Annotated in this window: 8 protein-coding genes; 5 read left to right on the top strand and 3 right to left on the bottom strand. The window is 56.1% G+C overall.

Going from position 1 to position 10873, the window contains the following annotated elements; all coding sequences use genetic code 11:
* Positions 1–71 precede the first annotated feature (71 nt).
* A complete protein-coding gene (locus RSSM_RS30390) occupies positions 72–1640 on the bottom strand; it encodes a S10 family peptidase (RefSeq protein ID WP_236621499.1) in 1569 nt (522 codons plus the stop codon).
* A gap of 591 nt (positions 1641–2231) precedes the next feature.
* On the opposite strand from RSSM_RS30390, the gene RSSM_RS30385 reads away from it, so the two are divergent.
* Positions 2232–3599 carry an alpha-L-fucosidase gene (locus RSSM_RS30385; protein WP_236621498.1) on the top strand — a complete coding sequence of 456 codons (1368 nt, stop codon included), beginning with the start codon at positions 2232–2234 and terminating at the stop codon, positions 3597–3599.
* A gap of 336 nt (positions 3600–3935) precedes the next feature.
* Here the strand turns inward: RSSM_RS30385 and RSSM_RS30380 are convergent, their stop codons facing one another.
* Complete coding sequence (locus tag RSSM_RS30380) at positions 3936–4127, bottom strand: hypothetical protein (protein ID WP_008688990.1); 192 nt, start codon at positions 4125–4127, stop codon at positions 3936–3938.
* 410 nt (positions 4128–4537) lie between these two features.
* Between RSSM_RS30380 and pstS the strand changes: the two genes are divergently transcribed.
* The 4 genes from pstS to pstB all read left to right on the top strand — a co-directional run bounded on the left by pstS (position 4538) and on the right by pstB (position 8554).
* A complete protein-coding gene (pstS, locus tag RSSM_RS30375) occupies positions 4538–5722 on the top strand; it encodes a phosphate ABC transporter substrate-binding protein PstS (protein ID WP_008688988.1) in 1185 nt (394 codons plus the stop codon).
* Positions 5723–5786: 64 nt separating this feature from the next.
* Positions 5787–6764, top strand: a complete 978-nt coding sequence (gene pstC / locus RSSM_RS30370; RefSeq protein ID WP_044304066.1) for a phosphate ABC transporter permease subunit PstC — start codon at positions 5787–5789, stop codon at positions 6762–6764.
* The gene (gene pstA, locus RSSM_RS30365) at positions 6761–7720 is read left to right on the top strand and encodes a phosphate ABC transporter permease PstA (protein ID WP_008688985.1); all 960 of its coding nucleotides are present in this window, start codon (positions 6761–6763) and stop codon (positions 7718–7720) included. The genes pstC and pstA overlap by 4 nt, the downstream gene beginning before the upstream one ends.
* Before the next feature lie 138 nt (positions 7721–7858).
* Positions 7859–8554, top strand: a complete 696-nt coding sequence (pstB, locus tag RSSM_RS30360; protein ID WP_008688981.1) for a phosphate ABC transporter ATP-binding protein PstB — start codon at positions 7859–7861, stop codon at positions 8552–8554.
* A gap of 131 nt (positions 8555–8685) precedes the next feature.
* Here the strand turns inward: pstB and RSSM_RS30355 are convergent, their stop codons facing one another.
* Positions 8686–10593 carry a heavy metal translocating P-type ATPase gene (locus RSSM_RS30355; RefSeq protein WP_008688976.1) on the bottom strand — a complete coding sequence of 636 codons (1908 nt, stop codon included), beginning with the start codon at positions 10591–10593 and terminating at the stop codon, positions 8686–8688.
* Positions 10594–10873: the final 280 nt, after the last annotated feature.

The following is a 10873-nucleotide window of genomic DNA, read 5'->3' as shown; positions in this document are numbered from 1 at the left end:
GCTAGTCACGCAAGGGGATTCCTCGCGTCATCCAATAGGATTCCACCCGAACGCCACGCTGCAGTGGAATACTAGTTCGCGGACGATGCCTTGTCGTCCAGCGTCGTTTGATAGAACTCGACCAGATCCTTTCGCAGTTTGCCGAGCGACGGTTCGTGGACATACATCATATGTCCGGCGTGATAAAAGCCCATTTGGAAGTTACCACGCAGGTGCTCGGGCAATCCGAGATGGTCGCGGGTGTATTCCATCGCGAAGGAAGGCGTCGCGAGGTCGTAGTACCCGCAGGCAGCGAACACTCGCAAATAAGGGTTGTCCGTCATGGCCTTGCGGAGCGTCGATGACGCGTCAACAAAACGGTTCGCGAACTGGCTGTAGTTCCACGGGTGAACCTTCGATGTCAGCACTTCATAAACGCGGTCTTCCTCGACGGCTAATTCGCCTCGGAGGTATTGGTTCATCGCGGAAGTGAATGGGCCGAACAACGCCGACGCACTCGGGTCGTGCCCGGTGGATTCGCCGACATGATCGCTGTCGATCCCTGTGTAGCGACTATCGAATCGTCCGATCACTTGGCGACGCGTCCGCAGCAGTTCTTTGCCGAACCTGCCCATGCTGACCCGCAGGTTCGCGCGATCGACATAGTCGGCCGACAACCCGGTCAACTCCGCCATGCGCGAGATGACCATCTTGCGTTGTTCATTGTCGATCGAATCGCCCGCGAGCAATGCCTGCAAGTAAGGTTCGCGAGCGAACGCCTCGGCTTCGGCGACCACCTTCTCGACCGTTTGCGATTGCAGATGCTCGGGCAGAGCGTTGTGGTACCACGCGGTGGCTGCGAACGATGGCAGAAAGAGTGCATAGGCGATGTCGTTGTTGCCAGCCGCACGCAATGTTTGGAAGTCGACGACCGCGGAAACCAAAACGATCCCGTTGAGGTACATGTGATAGCGGTTCTGCAATTCGCCGCTGAGTCCTGCCGCTCTCAATCCGCCATAGCTCTCGCCCAATAAGAACTTGGGTGACCCCCAGCGCTGATATTGCGTCGTGTAGTCGTGAATAAAGTGCCCGACACTTCGCAGGTCTTCGCTGTAACCGTGAAATTGATCCTTCTTCTCGCCTTCGGCTGGACGACTGAAGCCGGTACTCACCGGATCGATAAACACAAGATCGGTTTGATCGAGCAGCGAGTAAGGATTGGCAATCAATTCGTGTGGCGGACGAATCGGTTTTGCATCATCGTTCAGTTTGACCCGCTTAGGACCGAGCATGCCCAGGTGCAACCAAACCGACGAGGAACCAGGTCCACCGTTGAAACAAAAAGTGACGGGTCGCTCCGACGCTTCGGCATCATCGAGCGTGTAGGCGACATAGAACACGTTCGCTTTCTCTTTGCCACCGTCGTCCTTGATCACCATCTTGCCCGCCGTCGCGGTGTAGGCGAACTCCTGCGATTCAATTTCCACAACGCCGTGCGTGATCGATGGCGTTGATGATTCGGATTCAGTGTTCTTGGTTTCTGCTTTTGCGTTCCCCTTCTGTTCCGCTTTCTCCTTCTTTACGTCGGCAGCGAATGCCTGTGATCCGCCGAACAAGAACGAAAGAAGCGTGGCCAGCAACAGGTGTTTGCGAAGAGTCATGAGCATTTTGAGGCAGGGAGCGTGGGTGGGTTAAAGTAGCGAACCGAGAATCAGATCTCGCCGGTTCCCGCCGCGGATCAGTTGACGGTGTCGTGTCAAATCGGACGGGGCTGACCGGATATCGGGTACTCGGATCGATCGTTTTCAATTCCAACGTGACGACGATCGACGTCGGCGTCAGACGCGGACCGAGTATAGCTCGCAGTCGATTGCTGCCCCAACGATTGGGCCCGCAAAATGCGGCATTTTTGCGCACTTTGACATCATCGCGGTCCCGTGTGGTCCAATGCGCACAAAGCGACCGGTGCTGATCTAACGTTCCTAATCGCAGTGCGGTACATGTGTCCCTCGTGCAAAGGACGGACAGCGAACGCCCGCTGAGCAGCGATAATGGGCAACTGGCTCCCCTAGCCTGCTAGTTAACCGCAATTGCCTGTTTCGTACAGCGTTGATCGCGACGAAATTGCCGCTTCGGTGGCAATGCACTTTCGACGGCACAGCACTTTTGGCAACACAGCACTTTTGGCAGCACTGGGTTCCGCCAGCGTACTTTCCCCTCGACGCATTACTCGATTTAGCAGTTCCCTAGCGATGATGTTATCCCCACGCGTGACCACGACGACCGTGTTTTGCACCGTTCTGTTTCTCGGTTCGGCTTGCATTGCCCAAGGCACAACCCGGCCGAAGCTATCCGGTGAACTCCGGAACGATCCCCAACGGGAAGAAGAGTTCATGGACTGGGGCCTCGGCATGTTCGTTCACTGGTCGATCGACTCGCAACTCGGGTCAGTCATCAGTCATTCGATGGACTATGCGTCTAACGATTACCTGGATCGCTATATCAACGAACTGCCGCGAACGTTCAACCCGACCTCGTACGATCCGGACAAATGGATGTCCATCGCCAAACTCGCCGGGATGAAATACATGGTGTTCACGACAAAGCACCACAGTGGATTTTGCATGTGGGATACGAAGACGACCGACTTCAACATCATGAACACGCCCTACGGAAAGGATATCGTTCGCCAGTACGTGGATGCGTGCCGCCGTCACGATATCAAAGTCGGGTTCTACTATTCGCCCGAAGATTTTGCGTTCATGTTTCGCAAGGGCGTGCCGGCCCGGGGAGGCAAAGCGGCGGGCAGGGTACAGGAAGAGTTGATCGCGTACACAAAGAAGCATCTCGACGAACTGCTGTTGAACTATGGCGAGATCGACATGGTCTTTTTGGATGGTGGCCACAAGGAAGAGCTAACGCAGTACGTGCATTCGATCGCGCCGAATTGCCTCGTGACCCGCGGTGAAATGGCGACCCCGGAACAGCGATTGCCCAAAACTGCGATCCCAGGACCATGGGAGACCTGCTTCACCCTGGGCAATCAGTGGCAGTACAAACCGACCAATGAGGATTACAAATCGGGTACGCAGCTGATCAACATGTTGATCGAGACGCGTGCCAAGGGCGGTAACCTGTTGATCAACATGGGACCGAAACCTAACGGCGAGATCCCGACCGCCCAAGAAGAACGGTTCCGCGAACTCGCGCTATGGATGTTCGTCAACGATGAGGCGATCCACGACATTCGTCCATGCGTCAATGCGGGCGACCAGGACGCCTGGTACACGACATCGAAAGATGGTCGGTACGTTTACGCGTCGCTCGTAGGGTTCACCGACCCCCGATCGACCGGGACGACCATGTGGCCTCGCAGCAAGCGAAAAGAGATCGTTCTGAAACATCTCGTCGCAACCCCGGACACGAAGATCACGATCCTCGGCCAAGACGACCAACAGGATCGCTACACTGCCCGTCACGACATCGAGCCCCGTCTCCAGCAAACCGAAGACGGTTTAGAAATCTCAGTCGTGCGAGCTCAACGTTTGTACAACAACCGCAGATGGCCAAACGCAGTCGTCGTGCGATTGGAAAACGTCGAGTTTGCGTCAGAGAAATAGTTCACGCGGAAAGAGCAACTTGATCCGGAAATTGCTCGGTCACGGAAACGCAATTGAGAAGACTAAGCAGGCGGGCAAACCGTTTGCGATGTTTGTCTCAGCTCAACTTCATCTATCAACGGGTGTCGCGTCACGAACAAGAATCCGGGCTCAACGCCGTAGCGAAAGTCGCCGAGACTTTCGGTGATTGCAAGAGTCCTCCCGCAACTCACGGCGAGTACTCGAGACCCTCAAACGAAACTTAGACGCACCATTAGCCAACTCGTCGCTAAGTTTGCCCGGAGCGGCCCCCCCCCGAAGTCCGTGGTATCGGCAACGTCAGCTCTCTAAATCGCGCTAGGTGAAGTCACCCTTCTCGTTGCCTTCTTCGTCGTATCGGATGAACGCGAAGTACACGAATGCAACCGGGAGGCACGGTAGCAGCAGGAGGTAGTACCAGGCCCCTAGCACGCCGATGGCGAGAAGCAGCGACACGAAACCGATCCAGATGTACTTCGTATCTCGCCACAGTCCTTTGAATTGTTCCATTGTTGCTCTCGAGATGCCTAATGAGATGGCGTGCGTGATCAGATGGCTACCGCAAACCCAAACGCCCGACCTTCTGCGGCGACTGACGCTCTCGCGGCAAGTATACGTTAGCGGACGCTCAAAAAACACCGGGACAGCACGCGGCGAACTCGCCAAACTAGCGGTCCGCCTGCACACAAATGTGTGCGGGATACCGTACGCCCTTGCTCTTGGGGAAAATGCACAACCACCGCCCCGTACCGCCAGTGCACGTGTGGCCACGTGAAGGGTGCCATTTGAGGCGCGATCTCAGGGCTCGATCACGTCAAATTTTGCCACCGACCGCGTCTATTCAGGGTAGGTGGATTCACCGGTTTTTCCGGTGTTTCCGTCAAGGTTTCGCTTGCCGGGAGAACAATTGTGAAGATGCAATGAAGGTTCGGCAAATGGTGCTGTATGCGGAACTTATGGAATTGCGTATCGAGCAATTCGGTGTTGAAATGCCGGCTCAGAAACATCCCCCAGTGCGGAGCAAAATCAACATGTCCAAAGCTACCTCGACCTTCGTTTTCGCATGCATGACGGCGTTGTTCGTCGGCTGCAGTTCGTCGTCGACTTCTTCGACCGGCACCGATGGATCAGGCGGCATGCCTGGATCGGGAGAAACCGTCAAACTGACCGGCTCCGGAGCGAGCTTCCCGTACCCACTCTACGACCGCTGGTTCAAAGAGTACACCGAACAAACCGACGGCGTGAAAATCGATTACCAAGCGAAGGGTAGCGGCGCTGGCATCAAAGACTTTATCAACGGCACAACCGACTTCGGTGCGAGTGACGCGGCGATGAAGGACGACGAAATCGCTCAAGTCGACAAGGGCGTTCAATTGCTGCCGATGACGGCTGGCGAAGTCGTTCTGGCCTACAACCTCGACGGCGTCGACGAGTTGAAGCTTTCGCGTGAAGCCTACGTCAACATTCTGCTCGGCAAGATCACCAAGTGGAACGATCCTGCGATCACGAAGACCAACGAAGGCATTGATCTTCCTAACATGGACATCACCGTCGCACGTCGTGCCGATAGCAGTGGAACAACCTACGTGTTCACACAGCACCTCAGTGCAGTCAGCGAAGATTGGAAGAACGGACCTGGAACCGGCAAGACGGTTGTTTGGCCCGATAGCGATAAGTTCATCGCGGCTCCCAAGAACGACGGGGTCACCGCCACGATCAAACAAACACCTGGTGCGATCGGCTACATCGAGTACGGCTATGCCAAGCTTACCAAGATCCCAATGGTCAGCCTCGAGAACAAATCGGGCAAATTCATCCAGCCTTCGCTCGAGAGCGGTCAAGCAGCCTTGGCGAAAGTCGAAATGCCCGAAGACCTTCGTGCTTGGTTGCCCGATCCCGAAGGTGAGGACGCTTACCCAATCGTCTCGTACACTTGGTTGTTGTGCTACAAGAAGTACGACGATCCTGCGAAAGCCGAGGCGATCAAGAACGCCGTCCGTTACTGCTTGACCGAAGGCCAAAAGATCAGCGATCAAATGGGTTACGTTCCGTTGCCCGAGAACGTCGTCGAGAAGGTCTCCGCTGCGTTGGATAACATCCAGTAGTCGCCTGTTAGATCAAACACTACTCTTGAAACTTGCCACGCAACGCGTTCAAACGGTTACTTGAATGGCTATCTCCCTGGAGGGTGACGTCCCAAGCGATTCGGTCGCGTCACCTCCTTCGACCTTTGACATTTCTTGGGACAGGACGTTCCGAGGTTTAACACGTTTCTTCTCGTGGATGACTATCTTTCTCGTCTTGTACATCCTGTACGAGATTGCTGGAAAGGCGTTCCCCGCGGTCCAGGAGTTCGGACTCAGTTTTGTCACAGGGACTACCTGGGACGCGAACCGAGGCGAGTTTGGTGTGTTCCCTGAAATTTGGGGAACGCTGTACAGCTCGTTGTTGGCGTTGGCGATTGGGGGCTTCTTCGGAATCTCAATCGCGATCTTTCTGACGCAAGATTTCTTGCCGCCACGGTTGGAACTGGTTTTCAAGAACATCGTTGAGTTGCTCGCGGCGATCCCTAGCGTGGTGTACGGATTGTGGGGGATCTATGTCGTGATCCCTGCGATGCGACCGACCGCGAATTGGGTGCACGAGCATCTCGGTTGGATTCCGTTCTTCAAAACATCGCTCAGTGGTCCCGGAATGTTGCCAGCCGCGTTGGTGCTTTCCATCATGGTGCTGCCGACAATCTCCGCGGTATCGCGTGACGCACTTAGCAGTGTCCCGCACAAACTGAAAGAAGCCGCGTTCGGTCTCGGGGCCACTCGATGGGAGGCGATCCTAGGGGTCATCCTTCCAACCTCGGCGACCGGGATCTTCGGTGCCCTCGTCCTCGGCTTTGGTCGGGCTTTGGGTGAAACGATGGCCCTGGCGATGTTGGTCGGGAACTCGAACCAGGTGAGCTTGTCACTCTTCTCGCCCGCAAACACTCTCGCCGCTTTGCTCGCGAACAACTTCCCCGAAGCGGGACAGCAAGAGGAAGGCGTTCTGATGTACGCGGCGTTGATCCTGATGGCGATCACCCTGTTGGTGAACCTCGTCGGAACCGCGATCATGAACCGAGCTTCGAGTCACCTTTCAGGAGAGGTGAAGTGAACGACAGCGACAGCAACAACAGCGCCGGCATCGATAGTGACAGTGAGGAGATCGAATTGACGCGGTCATTTGCCGACGTCGATTTCCCTCGACTCGAACGTTCGCTACGCCATCCACGAACGTTGTTCAGTTCAGGCCTGAGCCTGATGACGGGGATCGTGACCGTGGTCGCGTGCATCCCGCTCTTTTCCGTGCTCATCATGTTGATGTATCGCGGCGGAAAACGATTGGGCTTGGAACTGTTAACGGAAACTCCGCCATCGGCTTTCGAAAGTGGCGGCGGTTTCGGAAACGCGATCGTCGGTACGCTCACCATGGTGGGTATTGCTGCGTTGATCGCCGTTCCGTTCGGAATCCTCGCCGCAGTGTTTCTCGCAGAGTTTGGCCCGAAGAGCAAGACAGCCTCTGCGGTTCGGTTTTGTGCGAAACTGCTCACGGGGTTCCCATCGATCCTCGCAGGTGTGTTTGCTTACGCGGCCGTTGTGCTGCTGACAGGCACATACTCGGCCCCTGCCGGGGGAATCGCCCTCTCAATTCTAATGCTGCCAATTGTTCTGTTGACGGCCGAAGAATCAATTAAGATGGTGCCGAAAAAGATGAAAGAAGCGGCCATCGGAATGGGGGCAACTCAGACTCAGGTCGTTTGGAAAGTCATCCTCCCAACAGCACTTCCCGGTATGTTGACCGGAGTGATGTTGGCAGTGGCCAGGGCGGCAGGCGAGACTGCACCGCTGCTCTTCACGGCCTTGAACAGCAACTACTGGATCGTCCAAGACGGTGAGTTGGCGTTGATGGAACCTACCGCTTCTCTCGCAGTCCTCATCTTTAACTTTTCCGGTGTTCCCTTTGAGAGTCAAATCGAACTCGCGTGGGCAGCGGCGTTAGTTTTGGTGCTAATCGTGCTGATCATCAATATTGGTGGTCAACTACTCTCACGCAAACGAGTTTTGAGATAACAACAATGGCCACAGCAGACATCATGAGCCCCGGAAACATGGCAACAGAACGAAACGGTAAAAACGTCGTTATCGACTGTTGCATCAAGAACATCTACTACGGCAACTTCCACGCCGTGCGCGACGCTCATATCCCTCGTGGAACAGGGTGAGATCACCGCGTTCATCGGCCCGTCGGGCTGTGGCAAGAGCACCGCGCTGCGATGCCTCAACCGCATGAACGACTTGGTTCGCGGTTTCCGCTTTGACGGCCACGTGCACTTCCGCGGCAAAGACATCTATCACCGCAGTGTCGACCCGGTCGCCGTGCGTCGCTATATCGGTATGGTGTTCCAACAGCCCAACCCGTTCGCGATGAGTATCTACAACAACGTCGCTTTCGGTTTGCGGCTCAACCGCGTCAAAGATGACATCCCCGAACGAGTCGAACGCGCTCTGCGTGGCGCCGCTCTGTGGGACGAAGTCAAAGACAAACTCAAGAACAGTGGGTTGTCGCTTTCCGGCGGACAGCAACAACGACTCTGCATCGCTCGCGCGATTGCAACCGAACCTACCGTTTTGTTGATGGACGAACCCTGCTCGGCTCTTGACCCGATCGCGACTCGTCGTATCGAAGAGTTGATGACGGAACTCAAAGAGAAGTACACCATCGCGGTCGTCACTCACAACCTACAACAGGCGCAACGTGTTGCCGATAAAACGGCATTCATGTACGTCGATACCACGCAGGGCGGACGCACCGGATATTTGGTCGAGTACGAAGACACCAATCGCCTCTTCCAAGATCCGAAAGAAGAATTCACCAAGCAGTACATCCGTGGGGAATTTAGTTAGAACAGTTGGATCCGACTTCCCAGTTCGTACACCAACAACGTAGCGAACGTCGCCAATACGTTCGGCATTCCGCGGAACGTCACCGAAACTCTCCGCGAGTTTCGCTACCGCCAACGATTCTCCCGCTGAATTCAACCAACTCCCGACGCGGTTGAATGCGGATCAAAGTCGATCAAGCTTTTCGGTGGTATCGCGACTCGCATCGCATTGAGTACCGCGATCACGTCAATCACCTCCTGGCAAACCGCCCCCGCAACCGGCGGCAGGTATCCCGCCGACGCGATCGCCATTCCCACCACGCTCAACGCCATCCCACCCAAGGCGCTCTGCAGGGCGATCGATCGCATTCGCCGGCTGATGTGCAGGAACTCGTCGATCTTTTGCAACGAACTGTCCAGGACGACCACATCGGCGGCTTCGGTGGTCACGTCGCTGTGTTGCCCAAACGCAACGCCCACGGTTGCTGCCATCAACGCGGGAGCGTCATTGATCCCGTCGCCAACGAAGATGGTGTTTGCGGTCTGCGTTTCCTCACGGACGATCTCCAGTTTCTGTTCAGGCGTTTGGCTGGCATAGACGTTATGGATTCCGACCTGATCGGCGAGGTATCGTGATTCCGATTCGCGATCACCGGAAACCAACATGGTTCTCTTGATCTGATGTCGCGGTTCGAGATGCCTGACGAACGAGGCCCCGTCGGCTCTTGGCGTATCACGGAATTGATAGGTGGCGGCGTATTGATTATCGAGCAGAACAACGCATTCGAGACCACTCGCCTGAGGCGGCAAATGCTCGAGGCTCTCGGCGTTGTTTGCCTGCATCCTTTTTCTGCTGGTCAACTCGACTTTGTGTCCGTCGATCATACCGGTCAAACCGTGTCCCGGCCGTTCGTCAACTTCGACGACATCGTACTGATGAACCCGTGCATCGGCTGCGTAGCGAACGACCGCGTCAGCGAGTGGATGCTTCGAGTATTTCTCGAGGCTGCTCGCGTACGCGAGGATCTGCAGACGTTGGCTCTCGTCACGGACGAATTCCCCTACCAATCGCGGTTCCCCGTACGTGAGCGTACCGGTCTTATCAAAGATAATTGTGCGGCAGGTTTCCGCCGTTTCGAGAGCGGCAGGATCGCGAACGATGATCGCACGCCTCGCCGCGAGCGAGATCGAACCGATGATGGCGACGGGAATCGCAATGAGCAACGGACAAGGCGTGGCAACCACCATGACGGCGAGAAAGCGAACCGGATCGCCGCTGGCAGCCCATGCACCGACTCCAATCAAAATCGCGAGCGGTGTGTACCACGCGCCGAGCTGATCCGCCAACCGCCGCATCCTGGGCTTTTGCTCCTCGGATCGCTCCATCACCTCCATGATTTTTGAGAACCGGGAATCGATCGCGAGTTTGTCGGCGCGGATCACCAACGCGGACTGGCCGTTGACCGCACCCGACAAAACCGCCGCTCCCGGCGTCTTGGACATCATGTAGGGTTCGCCCGTCAGGTACGACTCGTCCATGACCCCGTGCCCCTCCGTCACTGTACCGTCGACGGGGCATGCCTCGTGAGGATATACGACGACTTGGTCACCGATCGCGATCTCCTCGAGAGCGACGTCATCAATTGAAGCTCCCGTTTTACGATGTGCGACCGATGGCATCCGTTGACTGAGTGCGTGCAGCACCGACGACGCACTGCTGACGGCAAAGTTCTCGAGTGCCTCACCGCCCGACAGCATCAGAACGACCAACGCACCGGCGAGATACTCGCCGAGGAGAACTGAAACGACGATCGAAATACCGGCGAGTAGGTCGGAACCGAACTCACGGTGGAAGAGGCGTCTTAGCAATTCCCACGTCAGGGGAACGCCACCAAAGAGCAAAACCGCGAGCAGCGGGACGTTTTGCCACTGAGCCGAGACTGCAGCTCCAAAGCGAAGATACAGGTGCAGCGATATCATTCCGACCGCAAACACGGCTATCAGCATCTCGCGGGATTTCCACGAGTGTTGATAGTCGCTTTGGGATGCGTTCTGTCCCATCAGGATTTCCTTCCCTGCGTTTGACCGGCAACTGAAGACGACAATCCTCAATCATACCGTTTCTTGGTGTGGCGTCGCGCACCAAGATGCGGGGAGATCGCTTTGGGTGCCCGCTTCATATCGTCGCAGGTCGTCAGGGAAATCGCGAGTCGCCTCCGAAACGATGGCCAAACGATTTCGAATGCGAGACCTCTGTGCCGGTTGATCAATTCACAGGAAACGCTTGCCCGATCATCACACCCTCGACAACGGAAGCGACGTCCATGCGAAAGTATTGGTG

This window comes from Aporhodopirellula sallentina SM41 (assembly GCF_000346505.1).
Classification (GTDB): Bacteria; Planctomycetota; Planctomycetia; order Pirellulales; family Pirellulaceae; genus Rhodopirellula; species Rhodopirellula sallentina.
The sequence above is the reverse complement of the archived record's forward strand: the minus strand, read 5'-3'. Positions and strand labels throughout refer to the sequence as shown.

Excerpts from the sequence above, each read along its gene's own strand:
- RSSM_RS30390 (WP_236621499.1), bottom strand. The coding sequence starts at position 1,640 with ATGACTCTTCGCAAACACCTGTTGCTGGCCACGCTTCTTTCGTTCTTG.
- RSSM_RS30385 (WP_236621498.1), top strand. The coding sequence starts at position 2,232 with ATGATGTTATCCCCACGCGTGACCACGACGACCGTGTTTTGCACCGTT.
- RSSM_RS30380 (WP_008688990.1), bottom strand. The coding sequence starts at position 4,127 with ATGGAACAATTCAAAGGACTGTGGCGAGATACGAAGTACATCTGGATC.
- pstS (WP_008688988.1), top strand. The coding sequence starts at position 4,538 with ATGAAGGTTCGGCAAATGGTGCTGTATGCGGAACTTATGGAATTGCGT.
- pstC (WP_044304066.1), top strand. The coding sequence starts at position 5,787 with ATGGCTATCTCCCTGGAGGGTGACGTCCCAAGCGATTCGGTCGCGTCA.
- RSSM_RS30355 (WP_008688976.1), bottom strand. The coding sequence starts at position 10,593 with ATGGGACAGAACGCATCCCAAAGCGACTATCAACACTCGTGGAAATCC.